This is a genomic window from Tenuifilum sp. 4138str, assembly GCF_041102575.1.
GTDB lineage: Bacteria > Bacteroidota > Bacteroidia > Bacteroidales > Tenuifilaceae > Tenuifilum > Tenuifilum osseticum.
In genome coordinates, this window is the sequence record NZ_JBGCUE010000001.1 from 367,194 (window position 1) to 383,460 (window position 16,267).

Annotated in this window: 15 protein-coding genes, 1 tRNA gene and 1 riboswitch; of the genes, 4 read left to right on the top strand and 12 right to left on the bottom strand. The window is 42.6% G+C overall.

Annotation, left to right across the window (positions count from 1 at the left end; all coding sequences use genetic code 11):
• Positions 1-7 precede the first annotated feature (7 nt).
• Positions 8-691 carry a PQQ-binding-like beta-propeller repeat protein gene (locus tag AB6811_RS01550; RefSeq protein WP_369488444.1) on the top strand — a complete coding sequence of 228 codons (684 nt, stop codon included), beginning with the start codon at positions 8-10 and terminating at the stop codon, positions 689-691.
• A gap of 550 nt (positions 692-1,241) precedes the next feature.
• Here the strand turns inward: AB6811_RS01550 and AB6811_RS01555 are convergent.
• The 10 genes from AB6811_RS01555 to AB6811_RS01600 form a co-directional block, all read right to left on the bottom strand.
• Positions 1,242-1,315 (bottom strand) — tRNA-Arg (locus AB6811_RS01555).
• Between the two features lie 66 nt (positions 1,316-1,381).
• On the bottom strand, positions 1,382-2,041 hold the full coding sequence (hisIE, locus tag AB6811_RS01560) for a bifunctional phosphoribosyl-AMP cyclohydrolase/phosphoribosyl-ATP diphosphatase HisIE (protein ID WP_369488445.1): 660 nt from the start codon (positions 2,039-2,041) through the stop codon (positions 1,382-1,384).
• A gap of 13 nt (positions 2,042-2,054) precedes the next feature.
• On the bottom strand, positions 2,055-2,810 hold the full coding sequence (hisF, locus tag AB6811_RS01565; protein WP_369488446.1) for an imidazole glycerol phosphate synthase subunit HisF: 756 nt from the start codon (positions 2,808-2,810) through the stop codon (positions 2,055-2,057).
• Positions 2,792-3,508: a 1-(5-phosphoribosyl)-5-[(5-phosphoribosylamino)methylideneamino]imidazole-4-carboxamide isomerase gene (locus tag AB6811_RS01570; protein WP_369488447.1), complete on the bottom strand. Its 717-nt coding sequence runs from the start codon at positions 3,506-3,508 to the stop codon at positions 2,792-2,794. The genes hisF and AB6811_RS01570 overlap by 19 nt, the downstream gene beginning before the upstream one ends.
• Positions 3,502-4,098 (bottom strand): imidazole glycerol phosphate synthase subunit HisH, encoded by a 597-nt coding sequence (hisH, locus tag AB6811_RS01575; RefSeq protein WP_369488448.1) that lies wholly within the window; start codon positions 4,096-4,098, stop codon positions 3,502-3,504. The genes AB6811_RS01570 and hisH overlap by 7 nt, the downstream gene beginning before the upstream one ends.
• 2 nt (positions 4,099-4,100) lie before the next feature.
• Entirely contained in the window at positions 4,101-5,183 is a 1,083-nt protein-coding gene (gene hisB / locus AB6811_RS01580; RefSeq protein ID WP_369488449.1) for a bifunctional histidinol-phosphatase/imidazoleglycerol-phosphate dehydratase HisB, read from the bottom strand.
• Positions 5,180-6,241 (bottom strand): histidinol-phosphate transaminase, encoded by a 1,062-nt coding sequence (gene hisC, locus AB6811_RS01585; protein WP_369488450.1) that lies wholly within the window; start codon positions 6,239-6,241, stop codon positions 5,180-5,182. The genes hisB and hisC overlap by 4 nt, the downstream gene beginning before the upstream one ends.
• Positions 6,242-6,245: 4 nt before the next feature.
• Positions 6,246-7,523, bottom strand: a complete 1,278-nt coding sequence (gene hisD, locus AB6811_RS01590; RefSeq protein WP_369488451.1) for a histidinol dehydrogenase — start codon at positions 7,521-7,523, stop codon at positions 6,246-6,248.
• An 11-nt stretch (positions 7,524-7,534) separates the two neighbouring features.
• Complete coding sequence (hisG, locus tag AB6811_RS01595) at positions 7,535-8,395, bottom strand: ATP phosphoribosyltransferase (RefSeq protein ID WP_369488452.1); 861 nt, start codon at positions 8,393-8,395, stop codon at positions 7,535-7,537.
• Positions 8,396-9,162: 767 nt separating this feature from the next.
• Positions 9,163-9,420 (bottom strand): hypothetical protein, encoded by a 258-nt coding sequence (locus tag AB6811_RS01600; RefSeq protein ID WP_369488453.1) that lies wholly within the window; start codon positions 9,418-9,420, stop codon positions 9,163-9,165.
• 442 nt (positions 9,421-9,862) lie between these two features.
• Positions 9,863-10,050: riboswitch (cobalamin riboswitch) on the top strand.
• A 104-nt stretch (positions 10,051-10,154) separates the two neighbouring features.
• Here AB6811_RS01600 and AB6811_RS01605 point away from each other — a divergent pair.
• The 3 genes from AB6811_RS01605 to AB6811_RS01615 are packed head-to-tail and all read left to right on the top strand — an operon-like array spanning position 10,155 to position 13,876.
• The gene (locus AB6811_RS01605; RefSeq protein WP_369488454.1) at positions 10,155-12,080 is read left to right on the top strand and encodes a TonB-dependent receptor plug domain-containing protein; all 1,926 of its coding nucleotides are present in this window, start codon (positions 10,155-10,157) and stop codon (positions 12,078-12,080) included.
• Between the two features lie 21 nt (positions 12,081-12,101).
• Positions 12,102-13,175, top strand: a complete 1,074-nt coding sequence (locus tag AB6811_RS01610) for a YncE family protein (protein ID WP_369488455.1) — start codon at positions 12,102-12,104, stop codon at positions 13,173-13,175.
• Between the two features lie 8 nt (positions 13,176-13,183).
• Positions 13,184-13,876 carry a Dph6-related ATP pyrophosphatase gene (locus AB6811_RS01615; protein ID WP_369488456.1) on the top strand — a complete coding sequence of 231 codons (693 nt, stop codon included), beginning with the start codon at positions 13,184-13,186 and terminating at the stop codon, positions 13,874-13,876.
• Here the strand turns inward: AB6811_RS01615 and AB6811_RS01620 are convergent.
• Positions 13,866-14,675 carry a DUF4384 domain-containing protein gene (locus AB6811_RS01620; protein WP_369488457.1) on the bottom strand — a complete coding sequence of 270 codons (810 nt, stop codon included), beginning with the start codon at positions 14,673-14,675 and terminating at the stop codon, positions 13,866-13,868. The genes AB6811_RS01615 and AB6811_RS01620 overlap by 11 nt on opposite strands.
• Before the next feature lie 128 nt (positions 14,676-14,803).
• Positions 14,804-16,006, bottom strand: coding sequence for a tryptophan synthase subunit beta (gene trpB / locus AB6811_RS01625; RefSeq protein ID WP_439655705.1), 1,203 nt, complete (start codon positions 16,004-16,006; stop codon positions 14,804-14,806).
• Between the last annotated feature and the right edge of the window lie 261 nt (positions 16,007-16,267).

A 16,267-nucleotide genomic window follows, 5' to 3' on the forward strand; every position in this document is an offset into this window, starting at 1 on the left:
TGTCCATATGTCTTTTGTTAAGAAGGATATTGTTTTAGGAGCAGTTCCATTTTTATTTTTAAATAAATATATTTTTACAAGAAAAGCACAAATAATTACTTGTAAGAATATCGAAAACGACTCCACCCTTTGGCAGTTCGACATTTCCCAGTTTGGCACATATAAAGACAAAAAAATCTTTGCAGACAAAGAGCCGGAAGTTCGCCAGCGGGAAATAAACCGGGTTTATTACCACAACAATAAAATAATAGTAACCCTTTCGAGGGCAATTATAGCATTAAACCCGGAAACCAGGCAATTGCTTTGGAAAATAGACATAAAAGAGTTCAACCCGTACGATATTATTTTTAATGGGAGTATTGGATATGTTGGCGATGGTCTGTACTACGTTGTTATTGATATAGAGAATGGCCAAAAAATTTATGAACGGGAATTTGACCACACTTTACGGGTAAATATAGAAGGGTATAGCTTAAGCTACATCTTGTACAATGGGCTGACCCTTTATGACAATTACATTTGGTTTACTTATGGTACCGATGGAAAACGGTTTTTACTGAAAGCCGACCCACGAAATGGTAATATTGTAGATGGTATGTTACTTGAAACGAGGCTTCCGACCCATCCGCCTCAATTTGATGAAAACAGAATGTATATATTAGACCAGGAAGGGAATTTGTATGTATATTAAACAATTGAAAATGAACAATATAATTAAAATTAAAAGTACAGGATGTAGAATGACACTTTTGCTTAATACCATGCTATTCGTATTTTTGTTTGTTGTAAGGGTTTTTGCCTTTGGCAATGGCGTTATAAACGCCCGCTCGCGCGGATTTACCTTCGGTGAGCTCCCTTCGGTCGGTTGTAATCCGTGCGGTTGTATTCGGTAAAGCCCATCCGTGCGGTTATTTTAAAAGGTGTTTTCAATGAGGTGCAGCTCGAATAAGTAATAAAGTGTGTAAGAGGTATTTGTCACGGACTACAAGTCCGCGCCAGCAATGAGTGGCGTATGCCGCATGCGTCAAAAGACGCGCGCGAGCAAGGTCCCGCCCTGAAGTTTCTCCAAAAATTTAAGGCTATCCTTGTTCAGAATAGCCTTTGGTAAATGTGAGTTTTCTGCAAGTGATCCGGGCGGGATTAGTTCGCCTATGGCTCATGATCCCGTCCTGAACTGTTAGATAAAAAGAAAAGGCTATCCTTACTTGGAATAGCCTTCTGTTAATGTGAATTTCAGTAAGTGATCCGGGCGGGATTCGAACCCACGACCCACAGCTTAGAAGGCTGTTGCTCTATCCAACTGAGCTACCGGACCGGCTTCGATATTTCGAAGCGCAAAATTAATCATTACTTTCAAAAAATAAAACACCGTACATCATTTTTACTTGCCCCACTGTTTTTCGCCTCGCTTAAAATCTTCAACCTCACTGTTGCTCACTTTTGAATCGGTGTGTCGGGTTCTGAGTGTTTCAATAACTTTACTGAATTTAAGGTTACGGCTCGATAGCAGAACCAGGGTGTGGTAAATCAAATCGGCGGCTTCGTCGAGCAATCGCTCGTCGGTACCATTTTCGGCCTCAAGCGCAAGCTCAACGGCTTCCTCGCCTACCTTTTTGGCTATGCGTTTGGTGCCTGCAGCTAAAAGTTTGGCTGTGTAGCTTTGGTCGGCACTTGCTTGCTTGCGGTTTTCAATTATATCCTCAAGGTAATCAATAAAGCCTAGGGTGTTCCCATTTGTCTCATTGAAACAGGTATCGTTTCCTGTGTGACACACCGGCCCTTGTGGTGTAACCTTTACCAAAAGCGTATCGCCATCGCAATCGGGAATTATCTCCATTACCTTAAGAAAATTTCCTGAGGTTTCGCCTTTTGTCCATATTTGTCGGCGAGTTCTGCTGTAGAATGTGGCAAGCCCCGTTTTACGTGTAACTTCAAGTGCTTCGCGGTTCATAAACCCAAGCATTAGCACTTTACCTGTGGCTGCATCCTGAATAATTGCAGGAAGCAATCCATTTAGTTTGTCAAAATTTAGTGTAGTCATAGCATCTGTTTTATTAGTATCTAACTTCAATATTTCTGCTTTGTAAATATTTTTTTACCTGTGGAATTGAAAGTATGCCGTAATGGAACACGCCTGCAGCCAAGGCTGCATCGGCCATGCCTGTGGTTAATACTTCTGCAAAATGCTCAGGCAATCCTGCGCCTCCCGATGCAATGACAGGAATACTTATGCTTTGGGAAATTTTTCGGGTGATGTCAACTGCAAACCCTTCCCTTGTTCCATCGGATGTGTGTGAAGTGAGAAGTATTTCACCAGCTCCAAGTATTTCGCAGGTTTTTGCCCATTCAAGGGCTTTTATGCCCGTTCTTTTTGTTCCTGCATGGCTTACAACCTCCCAGCCTTTATCGGTAAGCATAGTATCGATGGCAACAACCACACATTGCCTTCCAAAGGCATAGGCCATTTTGCCAATAAGCTCTGGTTTCTGAATTGCGGCAGTGTTAATGGAAATCTTATCCGCGCCGGCTTTAATAAGCCTTTCAGCTTGATCTACTGAAATTATTCCCCCACCAACAGTGAAAGGAATAGCTATAGCTTTAGCCACATTGCGCACAACTTCAATAAAGGTTTCGCGCCCCTCAAGGGTAGCGGAGATATCCAGCAGCACTAGCTCATCGGCTCCTTCGTTGTAATACTTTTCGGCCAGATATACTGGATCGCCCGCATCGGCAAGGTTTTCAAAATTCACACCTTTAACGGTTCGGCCATTCTTGATGTCGAGGCATGGTATTATTCGTTTTGCAAGCATTGTAGTAGTTCTTTTAGGTTAATCTTGTTCTCGTAGTATGCTTTACCAACAATAGCTCCATTTATGGCCATTTTTTTAAGGTTAATAACATCAGCTACAGAGCTAACTCCTCCGCTAGCCCAAATTGTTACATCGGGGAATTTCTGTCGTAAATCTTCGTAAAGGCTAAAAGCGGGTGCGGTTAATGTACCATCGCGGCTTATGTCAGTAATAGTGAAATGTTCAATTCTCATACTTAATAGGCGATTTAAAAGCTCGTCAACTCTGACCCTTGTTTGATTTTGCCACCCATTAGTTTTAACCATTAAGTGCTCACAATCCACTGCGGCTATAACTTTCTGGGTTGGTATATCGTTCATAAACGATTCATTGGCCTGTAAAAGCATTGAACCGAGGTTAACCTTCCATGCCCCAGCGCTGATAGCAAGGTTTACTGAGTTTAAGTCGCGGAGTCCCCCTCCAAAATCGACTTTTAGGGAGGTGGATTTTACAATTTGTTCCAGAACCCTAAGGTTCTTGGGAGCGCCCTCTTTTGCACCGTCAAGGTCGATAAGGTGTAGGTGTTCCAATCCCATATCGGCAAATACTTTGGCTTGGTCAACGGGATTTAAATCATACTCCTTAACTTTTAAAAAGTCGCCCTGGAATAGCCTAACGCATTTCCCATCAATTATATCGATTGCTGGCACTACTAACATAGCTCTATAAAGTTTTTAAGTACTTGTAATCCTACTTTTCCGCTTTTTTCGGGGTGAAATTGAACTCCCCAAAAATTTTTATGCTGAACTGCTGCAGTAAATTCAATGCCATAGTTACAAGTGGCAATCGTGTACTGGTTTTTAGAAACATAGTAGCTGTGAACAAAGTAGAACCATTCCTCTTGGGGCAATCCACTGAATAACGGATTGCTGCTTAGCGTTACTTTGTTCCAACCCATTTGGGGTATTTTAAGCGATAAATTAAACTTAACAGTATTAAAGCTGCATAACCTCAGGCAAGTGGCATCACCCTCCTCGCTCTTCTCCCCAAGGAGTTGCATACCCAGGCAAATGCCAAGCAACGGAATAGTGGCTTCCTGTAAAGCGGCATCAAGCCCAGTTTCCTTTAACTGTTCCATTGCTCTTTTGGCATGTCCAACCCCGGGAATAATTAGCTTGTCAGCTTTGCTGATATCCAGTGGCGTGACAATTGGAATATTTTTCACACCTAAGCGGTCCAGAGCATTCATTACCGAAGCCTGATTGCCGGCTCCGTATTGAATTATACCTATGGTAATATTCATTTTCATAGTTAAATAATACCTTTTGTGCTGGGAATACTATTACCATCCTTTTTAATTGCCATTCCAAGGCTCCGTGCAAATGCCTTAAAAATTGCTTCCACCTTATGGTGGTCGTTTTCGCCATCAAAATCAATATGCAATGTTACTTGGGCGGAGTAGGCAAGCGAATGGAAAAAGTGCTTAACCATTTCGGTTGGCATTTGTCCAACGAATTCGCGAGAAAAACTGCCCTTGAATACCAAGTATGGCCTACCGCCAAAATCAAGCAACACCATTGCTCTGCTTTCGTCCATGGGTAAGGCAAATCCGTATCGCGAAATACCAGCCTTATCGCCTAGAGCCTTTCGTAACGCCTCGCCAAGAGCAATGCCCACATCCTCAATGGTGTGGTGCTCGTCTACCCGTAAATCGCCATGGCATACAATGTCAATATCTATTCCTGAGTGCTTGACGAACTGCTCAAGCATGTGGTCAAAGAATCCAATGCCTGTATTTACCTTTGCATGGCCTGTTCCATCAAGGTTAATGTTTACAGCGATGTCAGTTTCGTTGGTTTTACGTGAAATTGCAGCAAGCCTTTTAGGCTTTACTAGGTTATAAACTTCTTCCCAGTTCAAAGCAGTAAAACTACCTGGTATGGTTGCATGAGTTCCAAGGCGAATTGCTTGGCATCCAATGTTTCTGGCAAATAACTCATCGGTTTCCCTATCGCCAATAACAATGGAGTTGGCAATGTCAAAATCTGCATTTAGAAGATGTTTAACCAAGCCAATGCCAGGTTTGCGTGTGGGTAAATTCTCGTCAGGGAAGGAACGGTCAATAAGTATCTCATCGAACTGAATACCCTCTGCTTTAAGTGCTCTAAGCATTACCTGGTGTGGGCCTAAAAAACTATCCTCAGGGAAACTGGACGTTCCAAGACCATCCTGATTGGTTACCATTACCAGGTAATAGTCAAATTCCTTGCATATTCGTCCTAGCCATGAAAAAACTCCAGGCATAAAGTCCAGCTTTTCAAAGCTGTCAATTTGGTAATCTGTAGGCTCCTTTATTAAGGTGCCATCGCGATCGATAAAAAGTATTGGTTTCATGGCCTGTACGTGTTAAGGATCTGAATTAACTTGCTATTTTCATAGGGTTTACCCACTGTAATACGTAAACAGTTATTGCACAATGGTTCATGGGTGCGGTTTCGTACCACTATTCCATTGTTCAGCAAATAATTATATACGGAGTTAGCATCGGTGGTCTTTACCAGCAAAAAGTTTGAATCCGAAGGATAAACCATTTTAACACACGACAATTGTTGAAGTCTTAATCTTAAAAGTTCCCTTTCGCTAACTATCTGACTTATCAACGATTTTGTGTTTGAATATTGCTCTATGGCTCTAGATAGAACTGAAAGAGAGGGTACACCAATGTTGTATGGGAACTTAACCTTGTTAAGTGTGGCAATTATTTTGGGGTTTGCAAAAGCAATCCCAATTCGAGCTCCTGCCATAGCCCAGGCCTTTGAAAAGGTTTGCAAAACAACTAGGTTTGGGTATCGGTTTAAGAGGCTAAGAGAAGTTTTTTCAGGGCAGAAATCGATATAGGCTTCATCAACCACAACTATTCCCCTAAATTTTGATAGAATTTGCTCAATTGTTCCAATCGGTTGAGCATTGCCTGTGGGATTGTTCGGACTACATATGAATACAACTTTAGTGCTAGGTGATATACCATTAAAGAATTGTTGGAGGTTGATACTAAAATCGTTGTTCAGAATAAATTCTTTGACCTGCACGTTGTTTACATCAGCGCAAACCGAGTAAATCCCATAGGTTGGTGAAAATATTGCAATGCTATCGGTTAATGGTTCACAAAAGCAACGTATTAATAGGTCAACCGCTTCATCGCTACCATTGCCCAGAAAAATTTGCTCAGGTGAAATTCCCTTGATTTTTGCTATTTTCAGTTTTGCTTCACGCTGCAGTGGGTCGGGGTAGCGGTTTACAGTCAAATCGTCGTTCCAAAGGTTGTAAGGGTTTTCGTTAGCATCGAGCAAAATAGCATTGCCTCCAGTAAACTCATTTCGCGCCGATGAGTAAGGTTTTAGCCTCATAATATTTGGGCGAACCAGTTCTAATGTCTCACTTAGTGTCATCATGGTGTTAACTTTGATTACTTAGTTTTTCCATTCTTAGCTTCACTGCATTGGCGTGGGCTGTCAATCGTTCAGCGTTGGCTAACTCAACTATGCAATTACCAAGTTCCTGAATCCCTTCAGGGGTAATTGACTGGTAAGTAATGGTTTTTGTGAACGAAAGCAGGTTTACGCCACCCCAACTCCTTGCAAATCCGCTTGTAGGAAGTGTATGATTGGTTCCACTTGCGTAATCGCCTGCCGATTCGGGTGTGTAATTCCCCATGAAAACCGAACCCGCATTCTTTATCATTGTCTCATATTTTTCAGGACTTGCAACTGCAAGTATCAGGTGTTCCGGGGCATAGGTGTTGCTTATTTCAATTGCTCGTTCAACTGTTTCCACCTTAATGGCATAGCTGTTTTCAAGCGCTTTTAGCGCTATGTTCATTCTAGGTAGATTTTTAACCTGTTTGTTAATCTCATCTAAAGTTTCGTTAATGATTGAGTTGCAGTTGCTTATTAGCACAACCTGGCTATCGGCCCCATGTTCTGCTTGCGATAGGAGGTCGGCAGCAACAAATTGTGGAATGGCGCTTTCGTCGGCTATTACAAGTAACTCCGATGGCCCGGCAGGTATATCAATAGGAATTCCCATGGCAGAAACCTGCATTTTTGCTTCGGTTACATAGTTATTCCCTGGCCCAAAAATTTTATCAACCCTGGGAATGGTTTCCGTTCCAAATGCCATGGCAGCAATGGCTTGTGCACCACCAACCGTGAATACCTTTGCTCCAACTAAGCTGCAAGCATAAAGAATTATTGGGTTTACTGGCGGAGGAGTGCAAACAATAAGCTCTTTGCATCCGGCTACCTTTGCAGGGACGCCAAGCATAAGCACTGTCGATATTAGTGGGGCTGTTCCACCCGGAACATACAGCCCTACGCGTTCCAGGAGTCGGTAAACAAGTTTGCAACTTACACCAGGCATAGTAGCCACTTCAACGTCGCTTACTTTTTGGGCTGAGTGAAACCTTTCAATGTTCCTTGCGGCTATTTCAATTGCAGCTTTAAGATTTTCCCCAACCTGATTTTGACTACTAGCGATGGTTTGTTCATCAACCTCAAACCTATCGATATCGATACCATCAAACTTTTTGGTTAGCAACCGTAGGGCAGAATCGCCCTGAACCCTGACCTTTTCAATAATTTCCTGAACAGAAACTCTTATCTCAGGGTTATACTCAACCGGTCGCTTAAGTAGCTCGGAGTAGTTAATGTTGGTTTTATCAGTAATTGTAACCATAGCTTTAGCTTTTAAATAACCATTTTTTCTATAGGCACTACAAGTATTCCCTCGGCACCAGCATCTTTCAGCCTACCAATAACTTCCCAAAAATCATCCTCGTTGACTACCGAGTGAAGTGAGCACCACCCCTCGATAGCCAATGGTAAAACGGTTGGGCTTTTCATCCCAGGTATCAGGCTAATGATTTGGTTCAGCTTATCCTTTGGAGCATTTAGTAGTATGTACTTGTTGCGCTGTGCTTTACGAACAGCCTCAATCCGGAACTCAAGCTTTTTAAGGAGTTCGCTCTTTTGCTCATCTAAGTTCTTATTGGCAACAAGAACAGCCTCGCTTTTCATTATAACATCAACCTCTTTGAGGTTGTTGCTAAGCAATGTTCCTCCGCTACTTACAATTTCGAAAATGGCATCGGCCATACCAATTCCAGGCGTTATTTCTACTGAACCGCTAATGGTGTGAATATCAGCATCGATTGCGTTTTGGTTCAGGAATTTTTTAAGGATTTCAGGATACGATGTTGCTATCCGCTTTCCCGATAGCCATTGCCTGCCACTATAGTTTACATCGCGGGGAACAGCAATGGAAAGCCGGCATCTGGAAAAGCCCAGTTCACGGATAACCTCGATATCTTTCCCTTTCTCAAGAACCTCGTTGTATCCAAGAATGCCTATATCGGCAACCCCATCGGCAACGTATTGCGGAATATCGTCATCCCTGAGCAGTAGTACTTCCATTGGGAAACCCTCAGCCAACGCTTTAAGATGATTGTTTCCGTTTGAAATTTTTATTCCGCATCGGTTCAGTAACTCAATGGTTCCTTCGTTTAATCGGCCGCTTTTTTGGATGGCCAGGGTAATTTTTGTGTTCATATCAACTTGTTTTGGTGATTTACTAAAAGCAGAAAGGGTCTGCCTTTTGAATGGCAGACCCTTGAATAAGGTAGTCTCTTTATCGATTTACTATTGGTTATACCAAATGCTCATCTGCCATTCGCCAGAAGTGTGAATGGTGATGATGATGAAGAGTGGTATAACTAGTAGCTATCATTTGCGGTTTGTTGTTCTGCAAATAAAAGTAACTTTTATTAAAAATCCAAATCAGCATGGAAAAATTAATGAAACACAATCGGAATGTAACTTGTAGATAAAATGCGATTCAATGTTGTTTAGTTAAGGTTTTTTGTCATGTTGCGCACAAGCGAAACATCACGCTGTTGTGCTGAGTCCCGATTTATCGGGATAGACTTCGCCGAAGTATCTCATTGCTGATTTTTTTCAATCCTTTGAAGAGATCCCTCGACTTTGCTCGGGATTACAAAAACCCTATCTTCCTTTCTGCTCACTTGTCATGCTGAGCTAGCCGAAGCATCGCTTTACCTTAAACCCTTTAATTCTTGTTGTTTTTTTGGAAACCGCTCTTTGCAGTGCTTTTCTGTTGCGATGCAACGCTTTCCCATTGCTCTTTGGAAAATGTAATGCGTGCATCGCTATGCATGTGGGAATAATCATGGTGTTACAAATATTACGCCCCTACGGGGCTGGAAGCGTTGTTAGTTGTTCGTTGCTTGTTGGTTCATGAAATTGACCTCACCCCCGCCCTTCTCCTGACAGGAGAGGGGTGAAGCAATTAGGAAACCTTATTGCAGGGCTAAAGTCTCCCCTCTCAGGGGAGATATAGAGGGGTCTTCTATGTTGAATGTGGGAAACAACCTCACCCCCAGCCCTATTCCCTGAGAAGGAATGGAGCGGAAGAAGCAAGAAGAGGCATAAAAGCCTGACCCGGCAATGGGTCGGGGGTGGAACGTGGCGATGGGTCTAGAAAGCGATACCACATGAGTCACGCCACAGGCGTGGCGAATAGTATCGCGTGGCAGTTCCACCCGCGGGGTACCCATCGGGTCGGGCTTTTCAGCCTTGATTTTCTTTGGTTCTTTCTTGTATCAAGACAAGAAAGAACGTTTAAATAGCTCTTTGTAATGCTTTCCCTTTGCGATGCAACACTTCAGTGTTGCTCTTTGGAAAAGGTGTTGCGTGCATCGCCTTACATATGGGAGTATTCATAGGGTTACAAATATTACTCCCCTACGGGGCTGGAAGCGGTGTTCGCTGTTCGTGAAACTATTGTCGTGTTGAGCGTAAGCGAAACATCTCATGGGGTCGATTAGAGATTCTTCGCTCCCCGCTAGGGCGGGACAGGCCGCGCAGGATGACAGGCATGTATATTTTTGTAAACTAAACGACATTGAAATGTGATACTAAATCGCTATGCTTTATGCCGTGTTAACATTCTGTTCAAAAACATAACCCTGAGCTGTTGCATAGTTCATATAAACGGAGTAATATTGCAGTGTTATTGGTGCCTAGTGAGGCTTAAAAGGGAACCCGGTGTAAATCCGGGGCTGTCCCCGCAGCTGTAAGCTCATTCAAAGGCCTTTTACTCCCCTGCCACTGTAATGTAATTGCATTATGGGAAGGCTGTAAAAGGTTGAGCAAGCCAGAAGACCTGCCAATTTGCTTTTTTCGTAGCTTTCGGGTGAAAAGCGAAGGATAGAACACAAACTTTTTTCTGTTCTATTTTCACTAAGTCCGAGCGCTGCGAATGATTAAAAACTGTTAATCATTTGTAGCAATGTATTTTAGAGTCGGTGTAATTTTATTCGCTCTTGCCATTTCGGGCATTACTGCTGTCAGAGCACAAATGTGTCTTGAGGATACAATACGTGTGGAGGAGGTTACTATTTACTCAACTTACCGCCAACTCCATACAATTGGGACAAACACAATAAAAATTGACACTTTAAGGTTGACGAATTTTGAAGGCAAAAGCCTTACCGAGTTACTTCAATCCACTGGGGTAAATATTCGTTCATATGGAGTTGGTGGACTTGCCACAATTGCTGTTAGGGGTGGGGGATCATCGCATACCGCTGTGGTTTGGAACGGAATAAACCTGCAAAGCCCCTTGAATGGAGGAGTAAACCTTTCGCAATTCCCGGTTAGCCTGTTTAGCTCGGTTTCAGTTCAGCATGGTGGCAACGGAACAGTTTATGGCAGTGGTGCAGTATCGGGGATTGTGATTCTTGAAAATGGGGGCCTACTGCTTCAGCCAAACGGAGTAAGGACTGGCTTTATCTATGGAAGCGGAAATACAAGGGGTGCTAATGCTTCAGTAAAGATAGGTAATTCAAAAAGTGCATTATCCTTGAAGTATAGTGGATTGTTTGCTGATAACGATTTTGAATTCATCAATACCTACAAGTTTGGTAACCCACGTGAGCGAATTACCAATGCGCAAGCAGCTCAGCATGGGATATTAACCGATGCTGTATTACGTTTCGGTAATAATGCACTTTGGAACATTTCGGGTTGGTTTACCCATAACGATAAGAATGTCCAAACTTTGATGAGCAGCTCTCAGATTTCCCAGGCAAACCAGCTCGATAATAATTTTGCTGTATCGTCAAACCTGACAGGGGATTTGCCATTTTTTTCTCTCAAACTCAGGAACGCATTCATAAATGGCGATAATCATTTTACCGATCCCGCTGCCGGTATTAGCAGCTTGAACACCTACAAGCAGCTTGTAAACGAGATTGAGCTAAAAAAAACGATGCTTAAGCATCAGGAGTTGGTTGTAGGTTTGGGGTATTCTGTTGATATTGCTTTATCCCAAAGTTACACTGAAAATGCCTTACGGAACCGCATCTCAGCTTACTCCTCACTTGTAAGCCATTTGCTGGGTAGTAGAATTAAACTTGTCCTCTCGCTTCGCGATGAGTTGGTTGATGGTTCGCTTATACCATTGGTTGCTTCAAGTGGACTGGAGTATAAAGCCACAAAAAGTTTGATGCTAAGGGCTTCAGCCGCATCGAGCTACCGTTTGCCAACGCTTAACGACCTTTATTGGTCATCAACCACCTATGCGGTGGGAAACCCCAATTTGGAACCGGAATATGGATGGAATACCGATTTAGGCTTTGATTACACAATTATTCAGAATGCCATAAATCTCAAATTCTCTGGTTCCTATTTTATTAGCAGGTTAAATAGGTGGATAGTTTGGTTACCCGATGCACAGGATAACAATAGGTGGAAACCTAGTAATATTAGAACTAGCAAATCGGAAGGGTTCGAAAGTTTCATAAGTCTTGGAGTCAAGTTGAAGCCAATTTCAATCATGTCCGATTTAAGTTACACTTTAACTAATTCAAAGATATACGACAGCGGGAGCTACAATGGCAAACCCATGATTTACATCCCCAGACATAAAGTTGGAGCATCAATCTCAATTATTTACGGGCAGTTTAATTTTGGGTATAACCATTCCTTCACATCGGAGCGATATACCGATGAGCTAAACACTTTGCCCTTATACAACCTTGGTGATATTTATATGGGGTACTCCTGTAAAGCATGGGGGAGTGCGTTCATGTTTGGGGTAGGTGTTAATAATGTATGGAATGAGCAATACCAGCTCATGCGTAACTATGCCATGCCCCTGCGTAATTACTTTATTCGGTTAAATATCGATTTTCAATCCAAATCAACTAAATAATCAACTTAAAAACTTTTAAAAATGAACAGAAAAATTTTTAACCTAACCATTTTTGCCTTCTTGGCATTTGCATTTTTTTCGTGCGAAAAGGACGACAAAAAGCCCGGGAAGTTTGAAAACGGAGCCATTGTGCTCAACGAAGGGTCATTCATGCAGTCAAATGCTTCGGTGAGCTGGGTTAGCTACCAGTCCGACTCGGTGGTGAATAATGTGTTTGAGAATGTTAATGCTCGTCCATTGGGCGACGTGCTTCAGGGTGGGGTAAAGGCCAATGGAAAAATCTACTTGGTACTAAATAACTCCGGCAAGGTTGTGATTGTTAATAGTTCTGATTTTATTCAAACAGGCGAAGTTAGTAATCTCAATAACCCACGTTATGCCGTGGTGGTCGATGGCAAATTATTTGTTTCGCAATGGAATGGCTGGGGGCAAAAAGGTGCTGTAATGGTATATAACGCCAATGGCTCTGAAAAAATCGATTCAATTCCAGTGGGTACAGGTGCTGAGGGAATCATATATGCAGCCGGTAAGGTATGGGTTGCTAATAGCGGTGGTTATGGTGTAGATTCAACGGTTACAGTAATAAATACTTCAACCCTTCAGGTTGAAAAAACTATAAATGTTGGCTATTGCCCTAAAGAGTTTACCGTTGATGCAAATGGTAAGGTTTGGGTACTTTGCTCAGGTACCACAATTTACGATGCAAACTGGAATGTTGCTGGTCATAAACCATCGTCGCTTGTGGCTATAAACACTTCAACAATGTCAGTGGAGAAGAGTGTCAATTTATTCAACGATATGCATCCATCGCATATCGATATCAGTGTTGATAAGCAAACCATTTACTTTGGTGGAGGTTTTGGGTTTAATGGGATTTACGATGTGCAAATAGCTGCTAGTTCAATTAATCAAACCCCATTGGTTTCAGGTTATTTTTATGGGTTTAATGTAAATCCTATTAACGGTGATATTTATACCCTTGAAGCGCCTAATTTTACCAGTGCAGGTAATTTAAAGGTTTACAATAGCGATGGGAGCGGGCCAAAGAAAACCGTTTCCGTGGGTATTGGTCCAAATGGTGTTCTTTTTAACTAGGAACTTATATGAATTGTTTAATGAGCTGGAGCGGGGGCAAGGACTCCGCTCTGGCTTTATACCGATGTATAAATGACCCTAATCATAGCATTGTTGGTCTTGTAACCACCGTAAATTCTTCTACAAATAGAATCTCAATGCATGGTGTTGCATTGGACGTGCTGAAATATCAGGCTGATGCAATTGGAATACCGCTTCATGTTATTACCCTCCCTGAGAATTGTAGTATGGATGAATACGAAAGTATTATGGGAGCATTTATGAGCAGAATGAAACAGGATGGGGTTGAAGGGGTCGTATTTGGTGATATTTTCCTTGAGGATATTAGGAAATACCGTGAAAGACAGTTGGAGGGAATTGGTATAACTCCCATTTTTCCACTCTGGGGTCTTACGTCGGCCGAAGTGGCACGCCAATTCCTTGATAACCATTTTAAATCAATAATTACCTGTGTTGATAGCGACCTGCTTGACGAGAGTTTTGTGGGTCAGTTCTATACTTCAGCTTACATTGAAAAACTTCCTGGTGGAGTTGACCCTTGCGGCGAAAATGGCGAGTTTCACAGCTTTGCTACTGCTGGCCCAATATTTCAAAAACCCATTGAGGTAAAAGTAATTAGCAAAATAAGAAAGGAATACCCCAATCCCCAGAGCGGAAATCCTAAAACTTTTTGGTTTGCCGATATTGCAGCTAGTAAATAACGAATTGAATAAAGTAGTTAACCCGTCTATCGGGCGATATGCTGAATAACCATGCCGAAATATCCTCAAAGGTAGTGAGCTGGTCGCCTTCCTGGTTCAACTTATACTTAATGTATGGTATGTTATCTTTTGTGAACACAAAAACCAGTTTATTCGTTTCTGGCTCTTTTGCGCTCTTTTCAAGGGTATAGCCATCAATAAGCTCGCTAAGAGGAAAGGTGACCTTTTCGCCCGCTTTAAATAGCCTGCTTTTCTCAAACTGGTTGGGATAAATAAGCGAAGCGTTGTTCTCGTAAAGGTTAAAAATATTCAGGTAGCAATCCTGGGTTGGTGTAACCGCGTAACGCATACGTTCGCCGCTTTGGTAACCCTGCTTAATTCCATCGATGCTTACCTGGAATGCAGGGTCTTTAGCTGTTGTGTACTGTATAACCTCAGCGTCAATTATAGCTTCAACGTAAAAATTCTTAAACTCATCAATCCCTTTGTCAATTTTTACTATCTCGTATTTTTTAACTGCACCCCGGATTTCAGAGAACATATCGCTCATGAAAACCTCATCAAACTTATTCCCAATCTCGCTCTTGTAAAGCATTTCATACGATTGGATATGCTCGGTTACTCCGGCTTTCCTGAGAGCGTCAACTTTTGCTTGGGCAATTGCCTTGGCACGAGCTTCATCTTCGCTAATACTTCCTGCTATTACCTGTCGGCCCACTGCATTTTCAACTTTGGTTATTTCCTGGGCGTTTGCAAATAGCCCAATTGGAAGCAGGAGAATTAATAAGATTTTTTTCATGGCGATGTTTTTCACTTTTCTCTTCAAATTTCGTGCAAAATATTGATAGTGGCAAGCATTTCCCATTAAAAAAGCGAAGTGCCCATTAAGGGCACTTCACACCAGCAACGATTATTCCAAACCTTACCTCAAAACTCTCTTTCCACATCCTTATCGCCACGTCCGGAAAGATTGACAATGGCAAGCTGGTTCTTGTTTTTTAGCATTTTGGCTGCCAACGCAACCGCATGGCTCGATTCAATGGCAGGGATTATTCCCTCCAGCTGCGAGAGCATTTCAAAAGCTTTAATGGCTTCGGTATCGGTAACTGCAAAATACTTGGCTCTACTGGTATCCTTAAGGTAAGCGTGCTGCGGGCTGATGCCAGGATAGTCTAACCCAGCAGCTACAGAGTGCGACTCGCACGGGTTTCCGTTGTCGTCAACCAGGCAGTAGGATAGCGTTCCCTGGAATACTGTTGGTTTACCAAATGTAAGAGTAGCTGCTGTATTACCGGGAATGGCTTCGCCACCGCCTTCTGCACCATATATTTCAACCTCTACATCGTCCAGAAAACCAGAGAAAAGACCAATAGCGTTGGAGCCACCACCAACGCAAGCAAAAATTGCGTTGGGCAAACGCCCCTCCTGCATAAGTATCTGTTCACGAGCTTCGTTCCCAATAACGCTTTGAAAGTAACCCACCATTCTGGGGTAGGGATGAGGCCCAACCTGTGAGCCTAAAAGGTAAAACGATTCGGGATGTTCTATATAGTACATCAAGGCTGCGTCAACAGCATCCTTTAGAGTTGCTGTTCCCATTGTAGTTGTTACCACCTCGGCTCCTAAAAGTTTCATTCGTCGCACATTTAGCGCTTGTCGCTCGGCATCCTTTGCTCCCATAAATACCTTGCAAGGAATTCCCATAAGGGCAGCGGCAGTGGCGGTTGCCACACCGTGTTGCCCGGCACCGGTTTCAGCAATTATTTCCGTTGCACCCATGTGCTTTGCAACCAGTACTTGTCCAATGGTGTTGTTAATTTTATGAGCGCCGGTATGGTTTAAATCTTCGCGTTTAAGATAAATGGTCGATCCTACTTGTTCCGATAGCCTTTTTGCCCTGTATAGGGGCGAGGGTCTTCCTACATAGTGCTTGAGTAGATGTACAAACTCTTTCTGAAAACTAGGATCCTTAGTAAGCCTATCAAACTCGTTGGCCAAGCGTTCCAGTGGCTTTGCCAAAACATCGGGAACGTAAGCTCCGCCATATTCGCCATAGCGGCCATTATACTTTAACATGTTACTTAAAGGCTGAACAAATTCATGCTGTATGTTTGAAATTGTTGTTTCCATGATGATAAAATTTTTAGGGTTAAAAAAATGACTTGAAAAAATGTACTTGATAGATGAATTGAACCTTTGTGGCACGTAGCTCACAGTAAAACAATAGCTATGCGGGGAGGCCCCGCCACCACCATGGAGCGAAAACAGTAATTTGTTGTATTTGTCGGTAAAACTGAATCATCATCTACTTATTAAATTAAAAAAGCCGTAGGGGGTAACCTACGGCTGAATATTGCAAAGCAATGGCCTAACTAATCCCCCTGTGTTCGG

Coding starts and splice junctions, on each gene's coding strand:
- AB6811_RS01550 (WP_369488444.1), top strand. CDS start 8: ATGTCTTTTGTTAAGAAGGATATTGTTTTAGGAGCAGTTCCATTTTTA.
- hisIE (WP_369488445.1), bottom strand. CDS start 2,041: ATGACTACACTAAATTTTGACAAACTAAATGGATTGCTTCCTGCAATT.
- hisF (WP_369488446.1), bottom strand. CDS start 2,810: ATGCTTGCAAAACGAATAATACCATGCCTCGACATCAAGAATGGCCGA.
- AB6811_RS01570 (WP_369488447.1), bottom strand. CDS start 3,508: ATGTTAGTAGTGCCAGCAATCGATATAATTGATGGGAAATGCGTTAGG.
- hisH (WP_369488448.1), bottom strand. CDS start 4,098: ATGAAAATGAATATTACCATAGGTATAATTCAATACGGAGCCGGCAAT.
- hisB (WP_369488449.1), bottom strand. CDS start 5,183: ATGAAACCAATACTTTTTATCGATCGCGATGGCACCTTAATAAAGGAG.
- hisC (WP_369488450.1), bottom strand. CDS start 6,241: ATGATGACACTAAGTGAGACATTAGAACTGGTTCGCCCAAATATTATG.
- hisD (WP_369488451.1), bottom strand. CDS start 7,523: ATGGTTACAATTACTGATAAAACCAACATTAACTACTCCGAGCTACTT.
- hisG (WP_369488452.1), bottom strand. CDS start 8,395: ATGAACACAAAAATTACCCTGGCCATCCAAAAAAGCGGCCGATTAAAC.
- AB6811_RS01600 (WP_369488453.1), bottom strand. CDS start 9,420: ATGGGTACCCCGCGGGTGGAACTGCCACGCGATACTATTCGCCACGCC.
- AB6811_RS01605 (WP_369488454.1), top strand. CDS start 10,155: ATGTATTTTAGAGTCGGTGTAATTTTATTCGCTCTTGCCATTTCGGGC.
- AB6811_RS01610 (WP_369488455.1), top strand. CDS start 12,102: ATGAACAGAAAAATTTTTAACCTAACCATTTTTGCCTTCTTGGCATTT.
- AB6811_RS01615 (WP_369488456.1), top strand. CDS start 13,184: ATGAATTGTTTAATGAGCTGGAGCGGGGGCAAGGACTCCGCTCTGGCT.
- AB6811_RS01620 (WP_369488457.1), bottom strand. CDS start 14,675: ATGAAAAAAATCTTATTAATTCTCCTGCTTCCAATTGGGCTATTTGCA.
- trpB (WP_439655705.1), bottom strand. CDS start 16,006: ATGGAAACAACAATTTCAAACATACAGCATGAATTTGTTCAGCCTTTA.